This is a genomic window from Streptomyces sp. 1222.5 (assembly GCF_900105245.1).
In the GTDB taxonomy this organism is placed as follows: Bacteria; Actinomycetota; Actinomycetes; order Streptomycetales; family Streptomycetaceae; genus Streptomyces; species Streptomyces albidocamelliae.
The window spans coordinates 1,050,438-1,074,319 of record NZ_FNSZ01000001.1; the positions used below are offsets into that span (position 1 = coordinate 1,050,438).

General features: G+C 73.9%; 23 protein-coding genes. 14 read left to right on the forward strand and 9 right to left on the reverse strand.

The window, feature by feature from the left end; translation table 11 throughout:
- Positions 1 to 20 precede the first annotated feature (20 nt).
- Both BLW57_RS04795 and BLW57_RS04800 read left to right on the forward strand, forming a co-directional pair.
- Positions 21 to 1,592: an amidohydrolase gene (locus tag BLW57_RS04795; protein WP_093472383.1), complete on the forward strand. Its 1,572-nt coding sequence runs from the start codon at positions 21 to 23 to the stop codon at positions 1,590 to 1,592.
- Positions 1,593 to 1,714: 122 nt separating this feature from the next.
- On the forward strand, positions 1,715 to 2,443 hold the full coding sequence (locus tag BLW57_RS04800) for a hypothetical protein (protein WP_093472385.1): 729 nt from the start codon (positions 1,715 to 1,717) through the stop codon (positions 2,441 to 2,443).
- Between the two features lie 45 nt (positions 2,444 to 2,488).
- On the opposite strand, the gene bla is transcribed toward BLW57_RS04800, so the two are convergent.
- Positions 2,489 to 3,385: a class A beta-lactamase gene (bla, locus tag BLW57_RS04805; RefSeq protein WP_371127844.1), complete on the reverse strand. Its 897-nt coding sequence runs from the start codon at positions 3,383 to 3,385 to the stop codon at positions 2,489 to 2,491.
- A gap of 141 nt (positions 3,386 to 3,526) precedes the next feature.
- Between bla and BLW57_RS04810 the strand changes: the two genes are divergently transcribed.
- The gene (locus BLW57_RS04810; protein ID WP_093472387.1) at positions 3,527 to 4,504 is read left to right on the forward strand and encodes a LysR family transcriptional regulator; all 978 of its coding nucleotides are present in this window, start codon (positions 3,527 to 3,529) and stop codon (positions 4,502 to 4,504) included.
- Complete coding sequence (locus BLW57_RS04815; RefSeq protein ID WP_093472389.1) at positions 4,501 to 5,436, forward strand: serine hydrolase; 936 nt, start codon at positions 4,501 to 4,503, stop codon at positions 5,434 to 5,436. Before BLW57_RS04810 ends, BLW57_RS04815 begins: the two co-directional genes overlap by 4 nt.
- A gap of 37 nt (positions 5,437 to 5,473) precedes the next feature.
- Here the strand turns inward: BLW57_RS04815 and BLW57_RS04820 are convergent, their stop codons facing one another.
- Together BLW57_RS04820 and BLW57_RS04825 are read right to left on the reverse strand one after the other, a co-directional pair.
- Complete coding sequence (locus tag BLW57_RS04820) at positions 5,474 to 6,145, reverse strand: response regulator (RefSeq protein WP_093472390.1); 672 nt, start codon at positions 6,143 to 6,145, stop codon at positions 5,474 to 5,476.
- On the reverse strand, positions 6,142 to 7,341 hold the full coding sequence (locus tag BLW57_RS04825) for a sensor histidine kinase (protein WP_093472392.1): 1,200 nt from the start codon (positions 7,339 to 7,341) through the stop codon (positions 6,142 to 6,144). The genes BLW57_RS04820 and BLW57_RS04825 overlap by 4 nt, the downstream gene beginning before the upstream one ends.
- 206 nt (positions 7,342 to 7,547) lie before the next feature.
- Between BLW57_RS04825 and BLW57_RS04830 the strand changes: the two genes are divergently transcribed.
- Positions 7,548 to 8,114: a GlcG/HbpS family heme-binding protein gene (locus BLW57_RS04830; protein WP_093472393.1), complete on the forward strand. Its 567-nt coding sequence runs from the start codon at positions 7,548 to 7,550 to the stop codon at positions 8,112 to 8,114.
- 83 nt (positions 8,115 to 8,197) lie between these two features.
- Here the strand turns inward: BLW57_RS04830 and katG are convergent, their stop codons facing one another.
- The 3 genes from katG to BLW57_RS04845 all read right to left on the reverse strand — a co-directional run bounded on the left by katG (position 8,198) and on the right by BLW57_RS04845 (position 12,291).
- Positions 8,198 to 10,420: a catalase/peroxidase HPI gene (gene katG, locus BLW57_RS04835; RefSeq protein ID WP_093472395.1), complete on the reverse strand. Its 2,223-nt coding sequence runs from the start codon at positions 10,418 to 10,420 to the stop codon at positions 8,198 to 8,200.
- Between the two features lie 33 nt (positions 10,421 to 10,453).
- Positions 10,454 to 10,891: a Fur family transcriptional regulator gene (locus tag BLW57_RS04840; protein ID WP_093472396.1), complete on the reverse strand. Its 438-nt coding sequence runs from the start codon at positions 10,889 to 10,891 to the stop codon at positions 10,454 to 10,456.
- 263 nt (positions 10,892 to 11,154) lie between these two features.
- Positions 11,155 to 12,291 carry an abortive phage infection protein gene (locus BLW57_RS04845; protein ID WP_093472398.1) on the reverse strand — a complete coding sequence of 379 codons (1,137 nt, stop codon included), beginning with the start codon at positions 12,289 to 12,291 and terminating at the stop codon, positions 11,155 to 11,157.
- A gap of 269 nt (positions 12,292 to 12,560) precedes the next feature.
- Between BLW57_RS04845 and BLW57_RS04850 the strand changes: the two genes are divergently transcribed.
- From BLW57_RS04850 to BLW57_RS04860, 4 genes are all read left to right on the forward strand, one after another.
- Positions 12,561 to 13,199, forward strand: a complete 639-nt coding sequence (locus BLW57_RS04850; protein WP_176985460.1) for a hypothetical protein — start codon at positions 12,561 to 12,563, stop codon at positions 13,197 to 13,199.
- Positions 13,200 to 13,335: 136 nt separating this feature from the next.
- Positions 13,336 to 13,527 (forward strand): hypothetical protein, encoded by a 192-nt coding sequence (locus BLW57_RS41255; protein WP_176985461.1) that lies wholly within the window; start codon positions 13,336 to 13,338, stop codon positions 13,525 to 13,527.
- A gap of 322 nt (positions 13,528 to 13,849) precedes the next feature.
- Positions 13,850 to 15,013, forward strand: coding sequence for an acyltransferase family protein (locus BLW57_RS04855; RefSeq protein WP_093472399.1), 1,164 nt, complete (start codon positions 13,850 to 13,852; stop codon positions 15,011 to 15,013).
- Positions 15,014 to 15,254: 241 nt separating this feature from the next.
- Positions 15,255 to 15,734, forward strand: a complete 480-nt coding sequence (locus BLW57_RS04860; protein ID WP_093472401.1) for an SRPBCC family protein — start codon at positions 15,255 to 15,257, stop codon at positions 15,732 to 15,734.
- A gap of 218 nt (positions 15,735 to 15,952) precedes the next feature.
- Here the strand turns inward: BLW57_RS04860 and BLW57_RS04865 are convergent, their stop codons facing one another.
- Positions 15,953 to 16,450 (reverse strand): MarR family transcriptional regulator, encoded by a 498-nt coding sequence (locus BLW57_RS04865; protein WP_256339388.1) that lies wholly within the window; start codon positions 16,448 to 16,450, stop codon positions 15,953 to 15,955.
- A 227-nt stretch (positions 16,451 to 16,677) separates the two neighbouring features.
- On the opposite strand from BLW57_RS04865, the gene BLW57_RS04870 reads away from it, so the two are divergent.
- Genes BLW57_RS04870 through BLW57_RS04890 form a run of 5 tightly spaced genes read left to right on the forward strand, consistent with a single transcriptional unit; the run spans position 16,678 to position 21,170 of the window.
- Positions 16,678 to 17,571 (forward strand): STAS domain-containing protein, encoded by an 894-nt coding sequence (locus BLW57_RS04870; RefSeq protein WP_093472402.1) that lies wholly within the window; start codon positions 16,678 to 16,680, stop codon positions 17,569 to 17,571.
- On the forward strand, positions 17,568 to 17,948 hold the full coding sequence (locus BLW57_RS04875) for an STAS domain-containing protein (protein ID WP_093472404.1): 381 nt from the start codon (positions 17,568 to 17,570) through the stop codon (positions 17,946 to 17,948). Before BLW57_RS04870 ends, BLW57_RS04875 begins: the two co-directional genes overlap by 4 nt.
- Positions 17,948 to 18,394 (forward strand): anti-sigma regulatory factor, encoded by a 447-nt coding sequence (locus tag BLW57_RS04880; protein ID WP_073890777.1) that lies wholly within the window; start codon positions 17,948 to 17,950, stop codon positions 18,392 to 18,394. The genes BLW57_RS04875 and BLW57_RS04880 overlap by 1 nt, the downstream gene beginning before the upstream one ends.
- Positions 18,391 to 19,440, forward strand: coding sequence for an ATP-binding SpoIIE family protein phosphatase (locus tag BLW57_RS04885; RefSeq protein WP_176985462.1), 1,050 nt, complete (start codon positions 18,391 to 18,393; stop codon positions 19,438 to 19,440). The genes BLW57_RS04880 and BLW57_RS04885 overlap by 4 nt, the downstream gene beginning before the upstream one ends.
- Positions 19,437 to 21,170: a PP2C family protein-serine/threonine phosphatase gene (locus BLW57_RS04890; protein WP_093472407.1), complete on the forward strand. Its 1,734-nt coding sequence runs from the start codon at positions 19,437 to 19,439 to the stop codon at positions 21,168 to 21,170. Before BLW57_RS04885 ends, BLW57_RS04890 begins: the two co-directional genes overlap by 4 nt.
- A 46-nt stretch (positions 21,171 to 21,216) precedes the next feature.
- Here the strand turns inward: BLW57_RS04890 and BLW57_RS04895 are convergent, their stop codons facing one another.
- Positions 21,217 to 21,456: a chaplin gene (locus BLW57_RS04895; RefSeq protein WP_093472409.1), complete on the reverse strand. Its 240-nt coding sequence runs from the start codon at positions 21,454 to 21,456 to the stop codon at positions 21,217 to 21,219.
- A 99-nt stretch (positions 21,457 to 21,555) separates the two neighbouring features.
- Entirely contained in the window at positions 21,556 to 23,835 is a 2,280-nt protein-coding gene (locus tag BLW57_RS04900) for a catalase (protein ID WP_093472411.1), read from the reverse strand.
- Between the last annotated feature and the right edge of the window lie 47 nt (positions 23,836 to 23,882).

Genomic DNA, 23,882 nt, shown 5'->3' on the forward strand with positions numbered 1-23,882 from the left:
TCCGTACAGGAGTCGCCCCCATGCCCGCTGCCGACCTCATCCTCGCCGGCGCCCACGTCCGCACCCTCGATCCCGGCCGGCCCACCGCCTCAGCCGTCGCCGTGCGCGACGGTGTGATCGCCGCGGTCGGCGAGGCGGCCGACGTCCGGGACTGGCGGGGCCCCGGCACCGAGGTCGTCGACCTGCACGGCGCGCACCTCGTGCCGGGCCTCGTCGACTCCCACAGCCATCCGGTGTGGGGCCTCGACATGGCGACGGGCACGGACCTGTCCGGCGTGACGGACCTGGCCGGGCTGCGGGCCGCACTCGCCGGGGCGGAGCGCGTCGAGGGCTGGGTGGTCGGGTACGGCCTGGACCACAACGCGTTCGAGGGCCGTCCCGTCCACCACGAACTGGTGGCGGACGTACTCGGCGACACCCCGGCCTTCCTGCGGCTCTACGACGGCCACTCCGCCCTCGCCGACGGCGCGGCGCTGGCAGCGGCTGGGGTGACCGGCCCGCGCGCCTTCGCGCAGCGCGCGGAGGTGGTGTGCGACGCCGCCGGCCGGCCCACCGGCCATCTGGTCGAGCACGCCGCGATGGAACTGGTGGCGGACGTCGTACCCCGGCCCGCGTCCGCGCAACGGCGGGCGCGGCTGCTGGAGTTGCTGTCCGCCATGGCCGCGACGGGGCTCACCGGAGCCCATGTGATGGACGGCGGGGACCTCGACCTGGTGGCGGAGGTCGCACGGGAGACGGTCCTGCCGCTGCGGCTGCGGTTCGCGCCCTGGTGCATGCCGGGCGCCGACGGCGACACCCTGCGGGAGCTGATCGAACTCCAGGGCACGGGCGGCAGGCACTGGCTGGTCGGCGGGGTCAAGTTCTTCATGGACGGCACCGTGGAGGGCGGCACGGCCTGGCTGGAGCACCCCGACTGCCACGGCCGGGGCACGGACGCCTTCTGGCCGGACCCGCGGGCGTACGCCGAGGCGGTCCGCACCCTGCACGCGGCCGGGGTACGCACCGCCACGCACGCCATCGGGGACGCGGCCGTACGGCACGTCCTGGAGACCGTGGCGTCCCTGGGGCCCGGTGGCCGCGGGGCGCACCGGATCGAGCACATCGAGACCGCTCCGGACGAACTCCTGTCACATTTCGCCGAGTTGGGCGTGGCGGCCTCCATGCAGCCGCCGCACACCGGCTACACGCGCGACGACGGCACGGACGAGTGGTCGCGCCGGCTGGGCGGTGACCGTGCCGGACGCGCCTGGCGGCTGCGGGACCTGCGGGAGGCCGGGGCGACGGTCGCGCTGGGCTCGGACTGGCCGATCGCGCACTACGACGTGCGGGCGGTGCTGGCGACCGCCCACCGGCCGAAGGGGGCGGCGGCACACCGGCCGGGCCTGACACCGCTGCAGGCGCTGGAGGGCTGCACGACGCACGCGGCGGCCGCCACCGGCGAGTCCGACCGCGCCGGCCGCGTGGCTCCGGGCTTCCGCGCGGATCTCACCGCGCTGTCCGTCGATCCGGGGCGCGCGTCCGGTGACGAACTGACCGACGCACCGGTGGCGTTGACGGTCACCGGAGGCCATGTGGTGCACCGGGCGGTCTGAGGCGGTCCGCCGGCCGAGGGCCCTGTGCGAGAGGCGTCCAGGTGCCGTTGGGCCGCGCCTGACGCCGGACCTCCGGACGGGACAGGGTGAGGCCTGGCGGCCGGACGGGGCAGACTGGGCGGGTGAACGACCTCCGACCAGTCCGTCTGGACCCCGCACCGGAGTGGTACGGGCGCCTGCGCGTCCGTACCACCGGCCTCTCCCCCGCCCGCTGGCTCACCGAACGCCGTCCCGGTCACGGCGACTTCGGCACGGTGGCGGGCGTGGCCGCGCCCGGCTTCGCCGGGTACGCGCGGGTCCTGCATCCGGCCGCCCTGAAGGAGCGGCCGGTGCGGTGGGACACCGTGGCAGCCGCGCACGGCACCCGGGTGACATCGGGCACGCGGTGGCACGAGGTCGTCGGAATGGACCTCGACCACCGCAACGCCTCCGAGTACGGCCGGCCCGGCGTCTGGGACGAGCACCCGTGGGAGGGCCCGACCCCGCCGGACGTCGCCGAGGCGCTCATCCCGGTGCTGGCCCGGCACACCCGTACGCCGGAGCACTGCTGGTTCGGGCTGTGGCACGGGTACGGCCGCTGGGACTTCGGCGGGCTCCCGGTCTTCGAGACGCCCGGGCGGGACGAGGTGCTGCTCTCCGGCACCCTCGCCGACGCCGTCTCCCCGGTGCGCACGGACGAGTTCGCCGAGCTGCCCGACCTGTGGTGGCCCGAGGACCGAGCCTGGTGCCTGGGCGGCGACGTGGACCTGGTCAGCACCTACATCGGCGGCTCGCCCGCGCTGATCGCCGACCTGCTGGCGACACCGGGACTGGAGGCGCACCCGGTGGCACCGGACGACACCGTCGGCTGAGCCGGCCGGCCGCCGGTCCCGGAGGTGTCGCCCGTCGCCCGCGGGCTACTCGCCGGGGGCGACCGTGCGGGCGATGACGCGGGCCGCCTCGGCCACGAGTGCCTCGTCCACCGTCGCGTCCTCGGTGCTCCTGGTCGACAGCACGGCCAGGACGACCGGTGTCCTCCGGGTCGTCCAGGCCACGCCGATGTCGTTGGCGGTCGCGTAGGAGCCGGTGCCGGTCTTGTCCGCCAGGACCCAGCCGTCCGGCAGGCCGCGGCGGAACCGTCCGGTGCTGGTGGTGTTGCCCTTCAGCCAGCCGACGAAGCGCTCCCTGTCCGCGTCGCCCAGGGCCCGGCCCAGACCGAGCCGTGCGAGGCTTCCGCCGATGGCCCGCGGGGTGGTGGTGTCGCGGAGGTCGCCCGGGATCGCGGTGTTCAGCTCCGGCTCCCACCGGTCCAGCCGGCTGACGTCGTCGCCGAGCGAGCGGAGGAAACGGGTCAGGCCGGCCGGTCCGCCGATCTCCCGCAGCAGCAGGTTGCCCGCCGCGTTGTCGCTGTACCGGATCGCCGCGGCGCACAGGTCTCCGACGGTCATGCCGGTCGCCAGATTCTCCTGTGTGAGCGGCGAGTTGGGAAGAATGTCGTGCGGCGGATAGTGGATCACCCGGTCGAGGGGTGCACGGTCGCCACGGTCGCGCAGGACCGCGGCCGCCGCGAACGCCTTGAACGTGGAGCACATCGCGAACCGTTCCCCGGCCCGGTGGGACAGGGTGCGCCCCGTGCGCACGTTCCGCGCGTACACGCCGAGCCGGGCGTCGTAACGCTGCTCCAGGTCGCGCAACTCCGCCTCCACGCAGAGTGATTCGATGCCCGCAGCCGCGACCGCGGTGGGCGCGGACGCGGCGAGGGCAGTGGTGGCGGTGAACACGAGGCCCGCCTTGAGCAGACGGCGGCGCGGCATCGGTGCGGGGCGTTCGGTGCTGGTCATGGGCGTGGTCCTCCCGGTCCATGGATCTTCGGCGGGGACAGCGAAACAGCAGGAGGTGACTCATGTCCAAGAGGGAACTGTGAACCTCTCATGCCTTATTGATATGACTGCTGGGTGGATCTTCTGGCACACCTCGAGGCGTACGTCGCGACCGCCGACGAAGCGAGCTTCTCCCGTGCGGCCGACCGGCTCGGCATCGCCCAGCCGCTGCTCAGCCGTCGTATCAAGACGCTCGAAGGGCACTTCGGCGGCCCGCTGTTCGACCGTTCGCGGCGGCAGGTCACGACGACCGAGCTCGGGGTGCTGCTGCTGCCGTACGCGCGGGACGTGCTGGACCGGGCCCAGCGGCTGCGGCATGCGGCGCACTCGGCCCGGCGGTCCCGGGTGCGGGTTGTCGGGGTGCCCGCGGACTGCGCACCGGCGGCCTTGGCCCACGCCATCCGGGCGGCCACCGAACACGGGGTCACGCTCGGAATGCGTGAACTGCCGCCGCGCGAGAGGGAATCCGGGCTGGCCGACGGCTCGCTGGCCTACGCGGTGCTGCGGGTCCCCGTGGAACGGGCGGCGTTGCGGGTGCCGCTGGGACTGGCGTCGGCGGCGGAGGGACCGGATCCACGGCCCGGCTCCGGGCGCACGGTCCACCTGGAGGAGCTGCGGCCCAGACGGGGACGGACCGCCGCCGAACCGTCCGGCACCCTGCCGCTGCTGATGCCGGCCGAGGATCAGGTCCCCTGTTTCGAGGACGGGCTGGGCCGGGCGGCGGCTCGTGCCGGGTTGCCCGAAGGCCGGGTCCGGCCGGCCGGTCCCGCGGCCACCGCGCTCGCCGAGACGCTGGCGGGGCGGGCGCTGCTGCTGTGCGCCGAGCCGTTCGCCCGGCGGCACGGGGCGCGGTGGGCACCGCTCGGCGACCGGTCGCTGCACCGGGGGTACGAGGTCGGCGCACCGCCGGGACGGCAGGGCACGGGAGAGGTGCCGGGCTGGCTGGCCGTCCGGCTCGCCGCGGCCGTGGGCGCCTCTGCCGCCGGGTCCGGGGCACCGCGCTCCGCGGCCCGCGGCGACGACGTCCGGGCGCGGCTGGCGGCACGCGGATGAGCGCGGCACCGGGGCACCGGCCCGCGTACGTCGGTGACGACGGGGCGCTCCTGGACGTCGCCGAGGCGGTCGCCGCGGACTGGGCGGCCCTGGGTGTCCGGGGCTCCTTCCTCGCCCGGAACCTCGACACCGGTGAGCAACTCGGTTTCGACGTGCAGGAGCCGGTGCCCCTGGCGTCGGTGGTGAAGGTCCCCGTCGCCCTGGTCCTGCTGGACCGGATCGCCACGGGCGACCTCGACCCCGCACGGCGGGTGACGGTCGATCCGGCCGCGAGCAGCGTCGGCCCCACCGGGCTCGCGGCGTTCCGGTACCCGGCCACCGTGGCCGTCGGTGATCTGCTCCAGCTGATGCTGTCGGTGAGCGACAACGCCGCCGCCGACGCGCTGCTGGATCTGGTGCCGGTGGCGGAGGTCGACACGCGGCTGCGCTCCTGGGGGTGCGCGGGCATCCGGATGCGGCACCGGATGAACCACATGTACGAGTGTGCCGCCGGGGCCGCGGGGAACGACTTCTCCCTGGCCCTGGAGCTGGCCGTACGGGACGAACACACGGGCCGGCACACCGTCGGGACCCTGGATCCGGCGCACGCCAACGCGGGTTCGGCCGCGGCGCTCGTCGAACTGCTGCGGCGGGTGTGGTGCGACGAGATCTCCGCCCCGCCCGCGACCGCGGAGCTGCGCCGGCTCATGGGACTGCAGGTCTTCACCCAGCGGCTGGCGAGCGAACTGCGCGCCGACTCGCTGCGGTGGAGCGGCAAGACGGGCACGTTCCTGCATCTGCGGCACGAGATCGGTGTGGTCGAGGCGGACTCCGGCGACCGCGTGGCGATGGCCGCGCTCACCCGTGCGGACCGCCGGGCCGGCCAGGCACCGGACATCGACCTGGCGATCGGATGCGCGGGGCGGGAGGCGTTCGAGGCGCTGCGGCGATGAGGCCCGTCCCGGCTCCGCGCGCCTCGACGGGCGGCCGTCAGGGCAGCAGGCGCTGTTCCTTCGCCACCGCCACGGCACCCGCTCGGGTGTCCACGCCGAGTTTGTCGTAGATGCGGCGCAGATGGGTCTTGACGGTGGCCTCGCTGATGTAGAGGGCGCGCGCGATGGCGTGGTTGGGCAGGCCGCGCGAGAGGTGGGTGAGGATGTCGCGCTCGCGCGGGGTGAGGGCGGGGCGCGGGTTGCGCAGGCGGGACATGACGAGGTCGGCGACCGGCGGGGAGAGCGCGGGGCGGCCCTGCGCCGCCGCGTGGATGGCGGTGAAGAGGTCCTCGGCGCGCTCGGCCTTGAGCAGGTAGCCCGTGGCGCCGGCCTCGACGGCGCGGGTGACGTCGGCGTCGGTGTCGTACGTCGTCAGGACCAGCACGTGCGGGGCGGGCGTGGTGGCGCGCAGTCGGCGGGTGGTCTCCACGCCGTCGATGCCCTCCCCCAGCTGGAGGTCCATGAGGACGACGTCCGGGGCGGTCCTGCGGGCCAGCGCGAGCGCCTCCTCGCCGCTGCCGGCCTCGCCCACGACCTCGATGTCCGGGGCGCTGCGCAGCAGGGCGAGCAGTCCGGCGCGTACGACGGCGTGGTCGTCGCAGACGAGGATGCGGACCCGTGGACGGCCGGGCGTCGCGTCGGTGCCGGGGGTGCCGGGGGTGGGGGTCATCGCGGCTCCAGGGGGATGGCCGCCGACAGGGCGGTGCCCTGGCCCGGCGCCGACTCGACGGTGAGGGTGCCGCCCAGCTGGCGCAGGCGGGCGCGGATGGCGGGCAGGCCGTGGCCGCGCCGGTCCTCGGTGCCGGCTCCGGCCGCGGGGGCGGCCGGGGCCTGCGGGTCGAAGCCCCGGCCGTCGTCCGTGACGTCGAGGACGATCTGATCGTCCAGGCAGGTCAGGGTGAGGGTGGCGGTGTGGGCGGCCGCGTGTTCGCGGACGTTGGCGAGGGCGCCCTGGGCGATGCGCAGCAGGGCGGACTCCACGGGCGCGGGCAGCGGCCCGGGCGGGGTGCCCTCCGCGTGGACGCGAACGGTGAGGCCGGGGGTCGTCTCGCGCTCGGCGACGGCGTGCAGGGCCCGGATCAGGCCGCCGCCCTCCGCCAGTTCGGCGGGGGTCAGGTCGTGGACGAAACGGCGGGCCTCGGCGAGGCTGCGCTCGGCGATCGCGGCCGCCGTACGGACGTGGTCCCGTGCGGTGCCGGGCTCGGTGTCCCACAGCCGGTCGGCGGCCTGGAGCATCCGCTGGCTGGACAGGCCCTGGGCGAGGGTGTCGTGGATCTCCCGGGCGAGCCGTTCGCGTTCGGCGAGGGTGCCCTCGCGGCGCTCGGTGGCGGCCAGGTCGCGCCGGGTGCGGACCAGGTCGTCGATGAGGGCGTCCCGGCGGGCCGCCTGGCGCTGCATGACGACGTGGACGGTGGTGGCGACGGCGGCCACCGCGGGCGGTGCGAGCAGCACGTTGGGGTCGGGCCAGCCGGCGAGGCTGAGCTGGGCGGCCACGGCCAGCGCCGTGAGCAGCGCGACCAGCGGGACGGCGGCACGTGGCGGAAGGGTGCGCAGGCCGGTGTAGAAGAGCGGGACCGCGCACCAGGCGAAGCTGGGGGCGAGCACGACCAGCACCGCCCAGACGGCCACGACCAGGCCCAGCCAGGTCAGGCGGCGGGGTGTCGGCCGGGTGCCGAGCGCGATGCCGAGGACGTACAGCAGGGCCAGCAGCGCGGACAGGGCGACGACCCAGGGGGTGTGGGGTCCGTCGGCGTGCCGGGCGAGGTAGCGGGCGAGGGACGCGGCGAGCAGGACGAAGAACGCCGTGTGCATCACGAAGGTGAGGGCGCGGGTGTCGTCGCGTCCGGGCTCCGGCACTGCCCTCACCTCCTTCCCACCGCGCTGAACTGGGCAAACACCTTCCATTGTTCCCTGGTCCGGTGCCCCGGGGGTCATCCGAACGGATGACCCCCGGGGCAACCGGTCCGGCGACGCGAAGCGGCCGGGACCGGGCCGAGGATCGAGGCCGGGAGCGGATCCGCTCCCGTAGCGCTCGCCGCGGCGAGTCCCTGCCACAGGAAGGTCGTTCGCCCATGTCCAGCCGTAGGAAGCCGTCCCGCCGTACCCGTGTCCTCGTCGGCGGTGCCGCCCTCGCCGCCGCCTTCGCGGGTGTCGTCGGTACGGTCGCCGCCAACGCCGCCGACTCGGCCGGCACCGCTCCGGCCGCCGCGCCCGCCACCGCCCGGGGCGGTGACCTGGTGCAGAGCACGCACCTCAGCCTGGACGCGGCCACCGAGGCGGCGCGGGCTGCGGTGGACGCCGCGGAGAAGGACGGCCGGCACGTCTCCGTGGCCGTCGTCGACCGCAACGGCACCACCCTGGTCAGCCTGCGCGGCGACGGCGCGGGTCCGCAGTCGTACGAGTCCGCCGTGCGCAAGGCGTTCACGGCGGTGTCGTGGAACGCGCCCACCTCGGAGCTGGCCGGGCGGCTGGCGCAGGCGCCGGGCCTGAAGGACATCCCGGGCACGCTGTTCCTCGCGGGCGGTGCGCCGGTGACCGCCAAGGGCGCCCCGGTCGCGGGCATCGGCGTCGCGGGCGCCCCGTCGGGCGACCTGGACGAGAAGTACGCGCAGGCGGGCGCGGCGACGCTCGGTCACTGAGCCGGGCGACGTCCCCGCCGGACAGCGGAGCGTCCGGGTCCGCCCCCGCGGGGGGGACCCGGACGCTCCGGCCGGACGGTGGATCAGACGAGGTCGAACCGGTCCAGGTTCATGACCTTGTCCCACGCGGCCACGAAGTCCTTGACGAACTTCTCCTTGGCGTCGTCGGAGGCGTAGACCTCGGCGAGCGCGCGCAGCTCCGAGTTCGAGCCGAAGACCAGGTCGGCGCGGCTGCCGGCCCACTTCAGCTCACCGGTGGCGGCGTCGCGGCCCTCGAACGCGGTCTGGTCCTCGGAGGTCGCCTTCCACGTCGTGCCCAGGTCGAGCAGGTTGACGAAGAAGTCGTTGGTGAGGACGCCGGGCGTCTTGGTGAGGACGCCGAGCTGCGTGCCCTGGTGGTTGGCGCCCAGGACGCGCAGGCCGCCGACGAGGACCGTCATCTCCGGGGCGCTCAGGGTGAGCAGGTTGGCGCGGTCGAGCAGCAGGTACTCGGCCGGCAGGCGGTTGCCCTTGCCGAGGTAGTTGCGGAAGCCGTCGGCGACCGGCTCCAGCGCCTCGAAGGACTCGGCGTCGGTGTGCTCCTCGGAGGCGTCCACGCGGCCCGCGGTGAAGGGCACCTGCACCTCGAAGCCGGCCTCCTTGGCGGCCTTCTCCACACCGGCGGCACCGCCGAGGACGATGAGGTCGGCCAGGGAGACCTTCTTGGCGCCGGAGGAGGCGTTGAAGTCCTGCTGGATGCCCTCGAGGGTGCGCAGCACCTGGCCGAGCTCGTCCGGGTCGTTGACCTCCCAGCCGCGCTGCGGCTGGAGACGGATACGGGCGCCGTTGGCGCCGCCGCGCTTGTCGCTGCCGCGGAAGGTCGAGGCGGACGCCCAGGCGGTGGTGACCAGCTGGGACACGGTCAGGCCGGACTCCAGCAGCTTGGTCTTGAGGGTCGCGACGTCGGCGGAGTCGATCAGGTCGCCCTCACGCGCGGGCAGCGGGTCCTGCCACAGCAGGGTCTCCTCCGGGACCTCCGGGCCGAGGTACAGCGACTTCGGGCCCATGTCGCGGTGGGTGAGCTTGTACCACGCGCGGGCGAAGGCGTCCGCGAACTCCTCCGGGTTCTCGTAGAACCGGCGGGAGATGGGCTCGTAGATCGGGTCGTAGCGCAGCGACAGGTCGGTGGTGAGCATCCGCGGGCGGTGCTTCTTCTCCGGGTCGAACGCGTCGGGGACGTTCTCCGGGGCGTCCTTGGCCACCCACTGGTTGGCGCCGGCCGGGCTCTGGGTGAGTTCGTACTCGTACTCGAAGAGGTTCTTGAAGAACCCGTTGCTCCACCGGGTCGGGGTCGTGGTCCAGATGACCTCCAGACCACTGGTGATGGCGTCCTTGCCGACACCCGTGTTGTAGGTGCTCCGCCAGCCCAGGCCCTGCTCCTCCATGGTGGCGGCCTCGGGGTCGGCGCCCACGTGGTCGGCCGGGCCGGCGCCGTGGGTCTTGCCGAAGGTGTGGCCACCGGCGATCAGCGCGACGGTCTCCTCGTCGTTCATCGCCATGCGGCGGAACGTCTCGCGGATGTCGCGGGCCGCGGCGATCGGGTCCGGGTTGCCGTTCGGGCCCTCGGGGTTGACGTAGATCAGACCCATCTGGACCGCGCCGAGCGGGTTCTCCAGCTGGCGGTCGCCGGTGTAGCGGCGGTCGTCGAGCCAGGTGGTCTCGGGGCCCCAGTACACGTCCTCCTCGGCCTCCCAGACGTCCGCGCGGCCGCCGCCGAAGCCGAAGGTCTCGAAGCCCATCTGCTCCAGCGCGACGTTGCCGGTGAGGACCATCAGGTCGGCCCAGGAGATGTTCTGGCCGTACTTCTTCTTGACCGGCCACAGCAGACGGCGGGCCTTGTCGAGATTGCCGTTGTCGGGCCAGCTGTTGAGCGGGGCGAAGCGCTGCTGTCCGGCGCCCGCGCCGCCGCGGCCGTCGCTGATGCGGTACGTGCCCGCGCTGTGCCAGGCCATACGGATCATGAGCGGGCCGTAGTTGCCGAAGTCGGCGGGCCACCAGTCCTGAGAGGTGGTCAGCACCTCGGCGATGTCCCTTTTCACGGCAGCGAGGTCCAGGGAGTTGAACGCCTCGGTGTAGTCGAACTCGTCGCCCAGCGGATTGGCCACGGCCGGGTTCTTGGCCAGGATCTTGAGGTTCAGCCGCTCCGGCCACCACTGGCGGTTGCCGCCGCCCTGGGTCGGGTGCGGGGCACGGTCGTGGGCGACGGGGCAACCGCCGCTTCCCTCCGCCTTCGCGTCTGTGACGATCGCGTCGTGATTCTCAGTCATGGCAATCCTTCCGAACTGTGCGGAACTCGGTGCTCAGGAACTGTGGCCGGTGGAGCAGTCGGGGCAGAGGCCCCAGTAGACGACCTCGGCCTCGTCGATGCGGAAGCCGCGGTCGTCGGAGGCGGTCAGGCACGGCGCGTCGCCGACCGCGCAGTCGACGTCGGCGACGGTTCCGCACGACCGGCACACGATGTGGTGGTGGTTGTCGCCCACGCGTCCCTCGAAGCGGGCCGGATGGCCGGCCGGTTCGATGCGGCGCACGAGCCCCGCCGCGGTGAGGGCGTGCAGGGCCTCGTAGACGGCTTGCAGGGAGATGTGGCCCACGCGGTCTCGGACCCCGGTGGCGATCGCCTCGACGCCGAGGTGGTCGCCGTCCCGGACGGTCTCCAGCAGCGCGACGCGGGCTGCCGTCACGCGCAGGCCGGCACCGCGGAGCTCCTCGGCGGTGGTCGGGGTCGGGGAGGCGGTCATGACGCCGAACCTACCCTCATAAACACGAAGGGTTCAAGAAAACGAACGATGCAATTTTCGTGCCTTCACCGTCGCCCCGTGTTCGCCTCTGCGGGGGTTTGCCGGGGGTGGCGACCGGGCGTTCGATCGGGGGCTTGTACGCATCATGTGGCCGGGTGCCGCCCTTGGCCGGACGGCGAGCCGGAGCGTCCTCCGAACGGGTGAAACGGAGTGTCCCGGCGGCCGCGAGCGTTGACCGTCGGACGGGGGCGGCCCCGGGCGGGTCAGCGGGTCGTGCGTGCGGTGGCGTAGCGGCGGGCCAGCGCGTGGAAGGCCGTCTTGGGTTCCCAGTGCCAGCCGGAGGCGGGGTCGTCCGGCCGGTCCTTCAGGGTCTTGGTGACGGAGTAGCTCGCCATGTCGAGGTCGTGCAGCGGGTCGTCCGGGCGGTGCGGCGCGTCGGGGGTCACGAACTCGAAGGCCATCGCCGCGTAGAGGTCCAACGAGTCGAAGACGTCCAGGAGTTGCCCGAGGTAGGCGGCCTGGGTGCGCTCGCTGCGGACCAGGTGCCCCTTGATCTCCTCGGGGTGCTTGTCGTGGTCGACGACGTCCCAGCCCATGCCGCCGGTCTCGGGCGCGCCGACGTAGGCGCAGGTGCCGAACTCCGTGATGGCCAGCGGCTTGCCGAAGCGCAGGTAGCGCTTCAACTCCCGTACGTAGTGCGCCTTGTCGGCGAAGTACGAGTAGTAGTCGATGCCGACGACGTCGAAGAGACGCCAGTCCACCCGGTCGTCCTGGGCGGCCGCGTAGCTCAGCCGGCCGCGGAAGACGGAGCGGCCGACCGCCGCCGCCTTCGCCGTGAACCGGTCCAGACGGTGCTGCATCACGACGGGGTCCACCTTGCCGTCGAGGAGGTTGCGGATGCGTTCGAGGACGGTGTCACCGGGGACGATGCCGGGCACGAACAGCCAGAACTCGCAGCCCACGCTGAGGTCCACGGTGGCACCCTGCCGGCGCAGCCGCTCGGCGAATCGGCCGGTCTCCGCGAGGTGTTCGAGGATGTCCCGTTCGGGCACGTCGCCCAGGGTCGGCTGGAGCCACACGCGCAGCCCGCGTTCCGCCGCCTCCGCTGCGGTGGCCGTGAGGCGTTCCACCCCGTCCCCGGTGACGTCGACGGTGTCCGCGTGCAGTTCGTCGCGGATCACGCGGATGTCGCGTCGCATCCGGGTCGCGCTGAAGGCCGTACCCGGTGTCTCGCCGGCGCCGACGGTGTAGACGACGCCGTGGTGCCGGAGCCCGGGCCGCTCCCCCTGCCGCTCCTCGCCCGCCCGGGCCGCGCCCGCGGGAAGCAGCGCCGCGGCGAGTCCGGCGGCGGCCGTACCGGCCAGGAACTGTGCGCGATCGATCCCTGTGGTCTTCTCCATGCGGCCACCCTGCCGGGCGCCGGGCCCGCGCCGCCGTCGGCCGACGGTCTGCGATGCGGGGCCGACGGTCTACGGCGCGACGTCCGAAGATGCGGGCGGGGCAACGAAAGTCGCAGCCCGTGCACCTGGGCAGCGGCAGTCGGGGCCGTGACACGGGCACCGGCGGTCGCGGCCCGTCCCCGCGGGTGAACCGGTACGCACGGCACATGGTTCGCGCCCCGCGAGGAACTCGGATCCCGTCATCGAAGTGGCCGTCGAGAGGGACGCCGGTGGACCTGGACACCGTCGCCGACGAGCTGTACGCGCTGCGGCCGGAGGAGTTCGTCGCGGCCCGTGACCGTCGCGCCCTGGCTGCCCGGCGGTCCGGCGAGCAGGGCCTCGCGAGGGAGATCGGCGCGCTGCGAAGGCCGAGCCTGGGCGCCTGGGTCAGCAACCTCCTGGTCCGCCGGCAGCCGGACGAGGTCCCGCCGCTGCTCGCGCTCGGCGAGGAACTGCGCCGCGCCCACCGTGAACTGGACGGCCCCCGGCTGCGCCGGCTCGCCCGCCGGCAGAACCAGGTGATCGGCGCGCTCGCCCGGCAGGCCCGCCGACTGGCCGGGCAGGCCGGGCATCCGGTGGGTGAGGGCGTTCAGCGCGAGGTCGAGGAGACCCTGCACGCGGCGCTGGCGGACGCGGACGCGGCCCGGGCATGGGCGACGGGCCGGCTGGTGAAGCCGCTCCACGCCACCATCGGCTTCCCGGCGGCCGACGAGAGCGTCCCGGACCGCCGGCCCGCCACCCCGGCGAACGGGCCCGGGAAGCACGCGAGGGACGAGAAGCCCACCCGCGACCCCGGACCGCGCGCCCGAGGAGAGGTTCCGCAGCCACCTGGACCGCACCGGGAAGGAGAGGCCCCGCAGCCGGCCTGACCGCGCCGCCGAGGAGAAGCGCCGCCGACGGCTCGCCGAGGCCCGGAGCCGGGCCCGGGAGGCCGAGCGGGACCTGCGGGCCCGGGAGAAGGAAGCCGAGGCCGCCGAAGGGGAGGCGGCGGAAGCCGGTGCCCGGGTGGCCGAACTGGAGGCTCGGGTCCGCGAGCTGCACGAACGGTTGCGCGGCGCCCAGGCCGGACAGCGGGAGGCCCGCGCCGAGGCCCAGGCGGCACGGGAGCGCTCACGCCGGGCCGACCGGGCCGTACGGGAGGCCCGGCGGCGAGCGGTCGCGGCCACCGAGCGGGCGGATCGGCCGACGGCCGGCTGACGCCGGCGTCCGGACGCTCCTCACCGGGGTCGAGCATCGACACCCGACAGCCGTGGGTGAACCACCGGTACCGCGCCCCGCACTCCTTCCCTCGCCCGGCGTCGGCCGTTTTGCGGCGTCCCGTGGGCCGGCTGGGCCGGGCCGATCGGTTCCGCGGGCGGCGTCACTCGTACGGGTGCAGCCGGTCCGGCCGTCCGTGGCACAGCGGGGGCTCCGTCGTTCGGCAGCAGTGTGATGTTTGCCTCGCGACGTGATGGATCGGGGGTGAGCGGGCAACCTACCCCTTCATGCTCCGAGCGAACCCTCTGCGGCAGGTGATTCGATGATTACGGCGACGAACCGGGCGCTCCGGACGCCGCCCGCCAGAGCCGGCGCGAAAGGCGCCGGGCTCTCCCCCTCCGCCGCCATGCCCTCCCTGCCGTCCCTCACCGGGCTGCGATGGATGGCGGCGCTGCTGGTGTTCGGACTGCACGTGAACAATTTCGGCTACTTCGGTGGGGCCGGCGGCCGCTACGTGAAGTGGGGGTTCGGTGCCGGTGCCACCGGCGTGTCGTTCTTCTTCGTGCTGTCCGGATTCGTGCTGACCTGGTCGGCGAGACCCGGCGACCGGGCGCTCGCCTTCTACCGCCGGCGCATCGCGCGCGTCTACCCGGTGCACCTGGTCACCCTGGTGCTGGCGCTGATCATGGCGTACACGCTGGCGCACCAGCCTCGGCCGACGCCCAAGCAGGCGCTGGCCAACGTCCTGCTGGTGCACTCGTGGTGGCGTCCCTGGTGGCAGACGCTGAACCCGGTCAGCTGGTCCCTGACCTGCGAGGCGTTCTTCTACGCCGCCTTCCCCCTGCTGATCCTGGTGCTGCGCCGGCTCGGCCCGCGCGGCGCGGTCGCGCTGGGCGGGCTGTCGATGGCGGCGGTGCTGGTGCTGGCCCGGGCGGACGCCCACCACTGGTGGAAGTACGCCCTGTACTCCTTCCCCGGCGCACGGCTGCCGGAGTTCGTGCTCGGCGCGGTCGCCGCGCGGCTGGTGCTGCTCGGCCGGTGGCGCGGGCCCGGCCTGGAGGCTTCGCTCGCCCTGGCGCTGATCGGGTACTTCCTCGTCCCGCAGGTCACTCCCGGCTACACCGCGACCGTGTGCACCCTGGCCGGGTTCACGCTGCTCATTCCGGCCGCGGCCGTCGCCGACCTGCACGGGCTGCCCTCGCTGTGGCGCGGCCGCAGGCTCGTGCGGCTCGGGGAACTGTCGTTCGCCTTCTACATGATCCACCTGCTGGTGCTCCGTACCGGAACCCAGTTGCTGGGCACGAAACCGCATTTCGGTGTCCTGGCGGGCCTGGCGGTCACCGCGATCGTGTTCGCCGTGTCACTGGCGCTGTCCTGGCTGCTGTACGAGGCGGTGGAGTGCCCGGCGAGACGCCTGCTGCTGAGGCGCCGGTCCTCCCACCAAGCCCCGGAACCGGCGCCGGCTCCCGCCGCCGCGCCGGACTGAGCCGCCGGGGCACCCGGAGGCGGGCGGCGGGAAGAAGGACGGCGGGCGCCGCCGGGACCGGTGGCCCGCCGGTGCGCGGCCGGGCCCGCGGTCCCGGCCGCCCTGTCCCGCCGGTCCGCTCGGGCGTGCAGAGCTCGCGTGCAGGAAGAGTTCCCGTGCACGAGGAGTTCGCGTGCATGGACCGCGCGGAGCCAGGAACCCGGATCCCTCAGGCATTCGACAGCGACGAGAGGGATCATTCATGTCTCAGGTCGAGGAGTCCGTGCAGGTCGACGTGCCGGTGAGCACCGCCTACAACCAGTGGACGCAGTTCGAGACCTTCCCTGCGTTCATGGAGGGTGTGGAGCGCATCGAGCAGCGGACCGAGACCCTCACGCACTGGGTGACCAACATCGGCGGCGTCCGGCGCGAGTTCGACGCCGCGATCACCGAGCAGCGGCCCGACGAGCGGGTCGCCTGGACCACCGTCGACGGTGAGGCGCGGCAGGCCGGTGTGGTCACCTTCCACCGCATCGACGAGTCCAGCACGAAGGTCATGCTCCAGCTCGACTACGAGCCCGAGGGCGTGACCGAGACGGTCGGCGACAAGCTCGGCCTGGTCAAGCGGCGCGTCACGGGCGATCTGCACCGGTTCAAGGAGTTCATCGAGAAGCGCGGGGGCCAGGAGACCGGCGCCTGGCGCGGCGAGGTCGGCGGTGCGGGAGGCAGCACCGGTTTCTGACCGGTCGCACTCCCGGGTGACGTCGGCAACAGTCAGGAGAGTCCTGCGGGTTTCGGGGTAGACGGCCCAGCGACACCGGCCCGGCGGCGTAAGCCGCCGGGCCGAGACCGCTTGACGCAACTAAGGAGCCGTGTCGACGTGCGCGGGAAACAGACCGGGGTGTCGCGGCGGACGGCCGGTGGCCCGGCCGGCGCCGCCCGGCACCGGCGGCCGTGTGCCTACCGTCCGTTCCGGCGGGCCGCCGGTGCCGGCACGGCCGCGGCCTCGTGGCCCAGGATCCGCGGGGCCGCGGTGGCGCAGAACGCCTCCAGGCCCTCCAACAGCGACCCCCTCCTCGCCGACGGCACCGCGGCCGGCACCTCTCCGGCCCTCTCCTGTCTGCGGGCGCGCAGCTGCGCGCGGAAGGACCGGCCGCTGCCGCTGAGGCCCAGCCGCACCTCGCGCCGGTCGGCCGCGCCGGGGACCCGTTCGACGAATCCGGTGGTCTGGAGCCGGGCGCACAGCCGGCTCGCGGCCGGGGCCGTGGTGCCCAGGCTGCCGGCGAGCGTCCGCAGGTTGACGCCGTCGTGCTGCTCCGGCACGAGCAGCAGCCGCACCTGTGAGGTGGACGCGGTTGCCGTGGGCGCGGATCCTGCCGGCGCCTCCAGCAGTGCCCCCGCTCTCGCGGTCACCCGGGCGGCCTCGTCCGGCGGTGGAGGGATGCGCAGCGCGGTCACGCTGCCCCTCGCGAAGGCGCTGGGACGATCAGCGTACTGGGCGGCGGTGCGGACGGGGGCCGCCGACAGGTGCGGTCCTGGAGTGTCGCGAGGGCGCCGGAGGTGACGGACGGTCACCTGCCGGGCGGCTTGGCCGGACCGGAACGTGACAGATACTGTTGTCGTACGGCAACTAACTGCTCGGGGCCGGCCGACCGGTGCCGGCGCCTGGCTGTGCGAGAGGAGAGATGCAAGTGCCGGAGCAGGACGCGGCCGAGTCGGCGCCGCAGGCGGTGAGTTCCTTCCTGGAGCGGCGCCGCGAACAGATCGCCCAGCGCTGGGCCGACGCCCCCTTGTTCCGCACGGTCTTCACGGTCTCCCGCGACGAGGCGGTCGAGGCGTGCAAGGCCGTGGTGGACGCGCTGTCCCAGGTGGCGGCGACCGGTCGGCTCGACGACATCGAGGCCCCCGGCTTCGGCGCCGTGCGCGACCAGCTGGGACGTACGGCCCAGACCAGGGCCCGTACCGGCGCCACCGCCTCGCAGGTCTCCGACGAGGTGAGCGCCCTGCGTGCGCCGGTGACGGATTTGCTGCGCGCGGAGTTCGCCGACCCTGCCGCACCGCCCGCCCACGAGAGTGTGCTGGCGCTGACCGTGCTGCTGGGGACGCTGCGGGTGGTGGTGATGGAGACCGCGCTGCACGCGGGCACCGAGCTGATCGAGCGGCAGCGCCAGCAGCTGCTCGAAGTGGCCACCCCCGTCATCCAGTTGTGGGAGGGGACCGTCGCCGTACCGCTGATCGGGACCCTCGACAGCGCGCGCAGCCAGGTCGTGATGGAGTCCCTGCTGGAGGCCATCGTCGACCAGCGGGCCCGGTACGCCATCCTGGACATCACCGGCGTGCCCACCGTCGACTCGCTCGTCGCCCAGCACCTGATGAAGACCGTGGCCGCGGCGCGGCTCATGGGCGCCGAGTGCATCGTCTCCGGCATCCGCCCGGCCATCGCGCAGACGATCGTGCAGCTCGGCATCGACCTGGGCTCGGTGCTCACCCGTGCCTCGCTGGCCGACGCGCTGGCCTACGCGCTGGGCCGGCAGGGCATCGAGGTCACCCGTACGGACGCGGGTGCGAGTGCGCGGTGAACCAGTCCTTTCCCGGTCGTCCGGCCCAGGTCCCGGTACTCGCCCTGGGCGACGTCCTGCTGGTCTCCCTGCAGGGCGAGCTGCACGACGGCATGGCCGAGCAGCTCCAGCGGGACATCACCGGCCGCATCTCCGCCAGCGGGGTGAGCGGGGTGGTGCTGGACATCTCCGGGGTGGACGTCGTCGACTCGTTCCTCGGGCGGATGCTGGCGGAGATCGCCTCGACGGCCCGGCTGCTGGCGGCCCGCACGGTGCTGGCCGGGATGCGGCCCGCCGTGGCGATCACCCTGGTCGAGCTGGGGCTCACCCTGCCCGGGCTGGTCACGGCCCTGGACGTGGACCGGGCCATGGAACTGCTGTCCCAGAGGGGGACGTGATGCAGACGTCCGGCCGGACCACCGCGACCAGCCTGCCCATCGGCTCGGACGCGGATCTGGCCTGGGTGCGGCAGCAGGTGCGGCAGTGCGCGGCGCAGCTCGGTTTCGGTCTGGTGCAGCAGACGAAGCTGGTCACGGCCGCGAGCGAGCTGGCCCGCAACACCCTGGTCCACGGCGGCGGCGGCCGGGTGGAGATCACCCCGCTGGACAACGGCCGTACCCGCGGGCTGCGGATGTGCTTCATCGACAGCGGGCCGGGCATCCGCGACCTGGAACTGGCGATGACGGACGGCTACACCAGCGGCGGCGGGCTCGGGCTGGGACTGAGCGGCGCGAAGCGGCTGGTGCACGAGTTCGGTGTGGACAGCGAACCGGGCCGGGGCACGACCGTGACGGCCGTCGCCTGGGTGGCCCAGGTCCCCTCGTCGCGTCCGGGGTTCGGATGAGCCGGGTGTGGGAGGTCCCGGTGCACGACTCCACGCGGGTCCGGGACGCCCGGATGGCCGCCCGGGAGGCGTGCGCCCACGCGGGCCTCGCCGCGGAGCGCACGGCGGCCGCCGAGCTGGTCGCCACCGAGCTGGCCACCAATCTGCTCAAGCACGCGGGCGGCGGCCGCATGGTGGTGAACCCGGTGGCGCCGCCGGCCGGTGGCGCCGGGACCTCCGTGCAGCTGTTCTCCCTCGACCACGGCCCGGGCATCGCCGATGTCACCGCGGCGCTGCGGGACGGCTACACCACGGCGGACGTCTCCCTCGGTGCGGGCCTCGGCAGCTGCCGGCGGATCGCGAACGCCTTCCACCTGTACAGCGTTCCGGGCCGCGGGACGGTCGCCACGGCCCGGATCGACCCGGCGCCCGGCGGACGCGGGACACGGGCCGGTGACGGGCCCGCGGGCGGGATCACGGTCGCGCTCGGCCAGGCCGAGCAGTGCGGCGACGCCTGGGCCTGGGCGCGCTCCGGCGGACTGGTGACACTGCTGCTCGCCGACGGCCTCGGACACGGCCCCGAGGCGGCGCACGCGGCCGGCGTCGCGGTGGCGGAGCTGCGCGCTCTCGTTCCTCTGCCGCCCGTGGACATCCTGCGCCGGCTGAACGCGGCGCTGCGGCCGACCCGGGGTGCGGCGGTCTCCGTCGCCCAGCTGGACACGGAACGGCGGGAACTCGCCTTCGCCGGCGTCGGCGACGTAGGCGCCCGGCTGCGCACCGCGGACTCCTGGACCTCCCTGGTCACCCGTCCGGGGATCGTCGGGGCGTACTTCCCGGCGCACGTCCCCGTACGCCGGCTGCCCTGGCGCCCGGACAGTCTGCTCGTCCTGCACAGCGACGGACTGCCCAGCCGCTGGACCCCGCCCGACGACCCCCGTCTGCTCACCCACGACCCGTCGGTGGTGGCCGCGGCGATCCTGCGCGACGCGGGCAGCCCCGCCCGCCCCGTACGTGACGACACCAGCGTGGCCGTACTGGCCCCCGACCGCCGGACCACCACTCCATGACAGCCCCCTCTGACACCTGGACCATCGCCTCCGCCGCCGACGCGGCCCGCGCCCGCGCCCTGCTGGCACGGCTCACGGCGGACACCGGGGTGCCCGCACTCGAGCGGGCCCGCTTCCTGACCGCGCTCGGTGCCCGGCTGCGCCAGGGCCTTGCCGGGGGCGGCGCGGAACTGCGCGTGACCGCGGACCCGGGGGGCTGTCTGCACGTCGCCCTGCACGGACCGGACCGGACCGAGCCCTGGCAGCGGGCGCTCGTCTGCCCCTCACCCGTCACCGGCCCACTGCCCCGCCCGGCAGACATGGACGACGCCGGCCTGGCCGAGGCGCTGCTGGACGCCGACGAGGACACGACCGCCGTACTGACCGGTCTGGACGAGACGGAGGAGCTGGTCGAGTTCCACCGGGAGGAGCTGCATCAGACCAATCAGGGAGTGCTGGCGCTGCACGCCGAACTGGAGGCCGCGGCACTGGCCCAGCGCGAACTCCTCGACGCCGAACGGACCGCACGCGCCGAGGCCGAGAACGCCCGCAGGCTGCTGACCTTCCTGGCCAACGCCAGCGCCGTCCTCAACGCCTCGCTGGACCACGAGGACATCCTGCGCCGGATTCCCGAGCTGCTGGTCCCGGAGTACGCGGCGAACGTGGACGTCTGGCTCATGGAGGACGAAGGGACGCCGGCGGACGGGCGGCCGGCGGCCGCGGTCGCGGCGGCCCGCACCGGACGCCCGCAGTACGCCGGCCCCCATCCCGGTGAACTCCCGGGCGTGGACGACCTGCCGGCCTCCGTGCTCTCCCCCGACCGGCCGCTGCTGTGCCTGCCGCTCGGCGCGCGCACGGTGCAGGGTGTGCTGACGCTGACCGCGCCCGGCGACCGCTTCGCCCCGGACACCACGGTGATGCTGCTGGAGGTGGCCCGCCGCGCGGGCATCGCCCTGGACAACGCCCGCCGGTACGAGCAGCACCGGGACGTCGCCGAGGCCCTGCAGCGCGCCCAGCTCACCGACCTGCCCTCGACCCCCGGACTCGCGCTGGCCGCCCGCTATCTGCCCGCGACGCACGGTCTGAACATCGGCGGCGACTGGTACGACGCCTTCCCGCAGCCCGACGGCAGTGTGCTGGCGGTGATAGGGGATGTCACGGGGCATGGGCTGCGCGCTGCGGTGATCATGGGGCAGTTGCGCACCGCGCTGCGCGCGTACGCCGTCGAGGGCAACGGCCCGGCCCGGATCCTGACGCTGCTGCACCGCATGCTGCTGCACCAGCAGCCGGAGTTGTACGCGACCTGTGCGATCGCCCGGTTCACGCCAGGCACGTCGGATGTGCTGTGGGCGGCGGCCGGGCATCCGCCGCCCGTCACCCGGGGTCCCGGGGGCGCGGTGCGGGTGCTGGAGGCGAAGCCGGGGATCATGCTGGGCGTTCCGGTGCCCTACGAGTACGAGGAGCACACCGTCGAGCTGCCCGCGGGGTCCACGATCGCGCTCTACACCGACGGTCTGGTGGAGCGGCGGTCCGCCGGGATCGACGCGGGGATCGACCGGCTGGCCCAGGCCATGGAGTCGCTGGAGGGGACGGAGCCGGCGGACCTGGAGGCGGCGGCCGACTCCCTGCTGAAGCCGATGCTGCACGACTCCGAGCACGACGACGACATCTGTCTGCTGCTGTGCCGCACGGCGGAGCCCATGCAGGCCGCGACGGCGCCTGCCGGGGCGGCGCGGACGACGGGGTCCTGAACGGCCGTGCGCCGGCCCCGTGGGAGGGGCCGGCGCGCGGGCATCGTCAGCCGTTGACGCAGGAGCTGCCGCCGGCCGGGTTCAGCAGGCCGACGAGGTCGATGCTGTCGCCGCACAGGTTGACCGGGACGTGAACCGGCACCTGGATCACATTGCCCGAGAGGAGACCCGGGCTGTTGACGGCAGTTCCGACGACCGGGTCCGGGTCGGCGTGTGCGGCGGTCGCACCCGCGAGTCCGAGAACACCTGCGAGAACGGCCGTTGTGGCAATGCTGCGAATGCGCATGATCTGCCTCACTGGTTGGGCGTAGGGACCCGTCCATCACACCTGTCCGCCACGCCGTTCGCCTCTCCGGCTAGGCCGATCGGACCGCCGCGCGTCCGGTCAGGCGGCCGAGGGGAAGCGTTCCCAGACCCGGTGGGCGCCGAGCAACCGGGTGAGCTGCTGCAGCACCGCCGTCGCGGTGTCACCGGCGACCACACCGGGGGCGTCGAGCGGGATGCCGGCCGCCTCCAGCGCGGCCTCGCCGCCCTTGGCCGCACCGATGGCCTTGCCGTGCCGGTAGGCCTCCGCCAGCAGCAGTCCCACCCGGGGGTCGGGGGTGCCCAGTTGGGCCGTGGGCGTGCCGGCCTTGGCATCGCGGGCACCGTAGGCGTCGACGCCTACCCCGGGGGTCCCGGCCACCAGCAGGGCGTCGAACTCCACCGAACGGGCGGTGGCATAGGTCCGCTGGACGGTCAGGGTGTCCGCGCCGTCACCGAGGGTGCCGCCGGCCGGTGCCACGATCAGGGGGACCATGCCGCCGCTCAGCACCTCCTCGCGCACGGCCCGTACGCCGTCGAGGTCGCCGTCGGGGCCGGTGACGATGCCGACGATCCGGCCGTCGGTCGGCCAGGTGTGACCGACCTGGGAGAGGGCGGGGCTCGGTTCGACCTCGGCCAGGGGCACGGTCGGCCCGGGTGCGGGCAGGCCGAGTCCGGCGGCGACGCCCGCGCACAGCTCCGGATCGATGTTCGCGAGCACCTGCAACGCCCGCTCCCGGATGGCCTGTTCGTAGCACTTGGCGAGTTCGAAGGAGTAGGCGCCGATGATGTGCTCGCGCTCCACCGGGCTCATGCTGAGCCAGAACCGGCGGGGCTGGCTGAAGTGGTCGTCGAACGACTCCGGTGCCTCACGGACCTTGGTGGCCTCCGGCACCCGTACGGGCGTCTCGATGAACGCGCCCGTGTCGGCGCCCGCGGTGAACGGGCAGCCACCGTCGAGGGAGTTGGGCCGGTAGGGGGCGACACCGCGGTGCACCGCGGTCTGGTGGAAGCCGTCGCGCAGCATGTCGTTGACGGGCGAGTGCGGCCGGTTGATCGGGATCTGCGGGAAGTTGGGCCCGCCCAGCCGGGTGATCTGCGTGTCCAGGTAGGAGAACAGCCGGCCGGCCAGCAGCGGGTCGTCGGTGACGTCGATGCCGGGGACGAGGTGGCCGACGTGGAAGGCGACCTGCTCGGTCTCGGCGAAGTAGTTCGACGGGTTGCGGTTGAGGGTGAGCAGGCCGATGGGCTGCACGGGGGCGAGTTCCTCGGGGACGATGTTCGTCGCGTCCAGCAGATCGATGCCCTCGAAGGTCTGCTCGGGGGTGTCGGGGAAGGTCTGGATGCCCAGCTCCCACTCCGGGTAGGCGCCGGACTCGATGGCGTCGTAGAGGTCGCGGCGGTGGAAGTCGGGGTCGACGCCGTTGATGATCTGCGCCTCCTCCCACACCAGGGAGTGCACGCCCAGTCTCGGCTTCCAGTGGAACTTCACCAGGGTGGTCTCGCCGGCTGCGTTCACCAGGCGGAAGGTGTGGACGCCGAAGCCCTCCATCGTCCGGAAGGAGCGCGGGATGCCCCGGTCGGACATGTTCCACAGGGTGTGGTGGGTGGCCTCGGTGTGCAGCGTGACGAAGTCCCAGAAGGTGTCGTGGGCGCTCTGGGCCTGCGGGATCTCCCGGTCGGGGTGCGGCTTGGCGGCGTGGACGACGTCCGGGAACTTGATCGCGTCCTGGATGAAGAACACCGGGATGTTGTTGCCGACGAGGTCGAAGACGCCCTCGCTGGTGTAGAACTTCGTCGCGAACCCCCGGGTGTCGCGGACGGTGTCGGAGGAACCCCTCGAACCGAGCACGGTGGAGAAGCGGACGAACACCGGAGTCTCGCTGTCCTCGGCGAGGAACGCCGCCTTGGTGACGCCGGCCGCGGTGCCGTAGCTGCGGAAGACGCCGTGCACGCCCGCGCCGCGGGCGTGCACGACACGCTCGGGGATGCGCTCGTGGTCGAAGTGCATGACCTTCTCGCGCAGGTGGTGGTCCTGGAGCAGGACCGGGCCGCGGGGGCCCGCCTTGAGCGAGTGGTCGGTGTCGTACAGCCGGGTGCCCTGCGCGTCGGTCAGATAGCTGCCGCTCTGGGCCATCCGTGCCTGGTCGGCGCCGGTGGGCTGACCGGTGGGCGAGACGGTGTCCGGGCCGGTCTGGTCGGGCTTGGGCGGCAACGGCTCCCGAGGCTCCGTCGGTTCGGCGAACGGCGGCGACTCGGGGCCCGGCTTGCCGGGCACGCCGTCCTCCGGACCCTCGGCAGCACCGTGCAGGGCCTTCGCCACCTTGTCCGCCGCATGCTTGAGGGGATTGGTCTCGCTCATCAGTGGCAGTCCTTCGCTGGTCATGGGGGGTCCGCGCGGGGCGCGGT

Excerpts from the sequence above, each read along its gene's own strand:
- BLW57_RS04795 (WP_093472383.1), top strand. The coding sequence starts at position 21 with ATGCCCGCTGCCGACCTCATCCTCGCCGGCGCCCACGTCCGCACCCTC.
- bla (WP_371127844.1), bottom strand. The coding sequence starts at position 3,385 with ATGCCGCGCCGCCGTCTGCTCAAGGCGGGCCTCGTGTTCACCGCCACC.
- BLW57_RS04815 (WP_093472389.1), top strand. The coding sequence starts at position 4,501 with ATGAGCGCGGCACCGGGGCACCGGCCCGCGTACGTCGGTGACGACGGG.
- BLW57_RS04820 (WP_093472390.1), bottom strand. The coding sequence starts at position 6,145 with ATGACCCCCACCCCCGGCACCCCCGGCACCGACGCGACGCCCGGCCGT.
- BLW57_RS04830 (WP_093472393.1), top strand. The coding sequence starts at position 7,548 with ATGTCCAGCCGTAGGAAGCCGTCCCGCCGTACCCGTGTCCTCGTCGGC.
- katG (WP_093472395.1), bottom strand. The coding sequence starts at position 10,420 with ATGACTGAGAATCACGACGCGATCGTCACAGACGCGAAGGCGGAGGGA.
- BLW57_RS04840 (WP_093472396.1), bottom strand. The coding sequence starts at position 10,891 with ATGACCGCCTCCCCGACCCCGACCACCGCCGAGGAGCTCCGCGGTGCC.
- BLW57_RS04845 (WP_093472398.1), bottom strand. The coding sequence starts at position 12,291 with ATGGAGAAGACCACAGGGATCGATCGCGCACAGTTCCTGGCCGGTACG.
- BLW57_RS04855 (WP_093472399.1), top strand. The coding sequence starts at position 13,850 with ATGATTACGGCGACGAACCGGGCGCTCCGGACGCCGCCCGCCAGAGCC.
- BLW57_RS04860 (WP_093472401.1), top strand. The coding sequence starts at position 15,255 with ATGTCTCAGGTCGAGGAGTCCGTGCAGGTCGACGTGCCGGTGAGCACC.
- BLW57_RS04870 (WP_093472402.1), top strand. The coding sequence starts at position 16,678 with ATGCAAGTGCCGGAGCAGGACGCGGCCGAGTCGGCGCCGCAGGCGGTG.
- BLW57_RS04880 (WP_073890777.1), top strand. The coding sequence starts at position 17,948 with ATGCAGACGTCCGGCCGGACCACCGCGACCAGCCTGCCCATCGGCTCG.
- BLW57_RS04885 (WP_176985462.1), top strand. The coding sequence starts at position 18,391 with ATGAGCCGGGTGTGGGAGGTCCCGGTGCACGACTCCACGCGGGTCCGG.
- BLW57_RS04890 (WP_093472407.1), top strand. The coding sequence starts at position 19,437 with ATGACAGCCCCCTCTGACACCTGGACCATCGCCTCCGCCGCCGACGCG.
- BLW57_RS04895 (WP_093472409.1), bottom strand. The coding sequence starts at position 21,456 with ATGCGCATTCGCAGCATTGCCACAACGGCCGTTCTCGCAGGTGTTCTC.
- BLW57_RS04900 (WP_093472411.1), bottom strand. The coding sequence starts at position 23,835 with ATGAGCGAGACCAATCCCCTCAAGCATGCGGCGGACAAGGTGGCGAAG.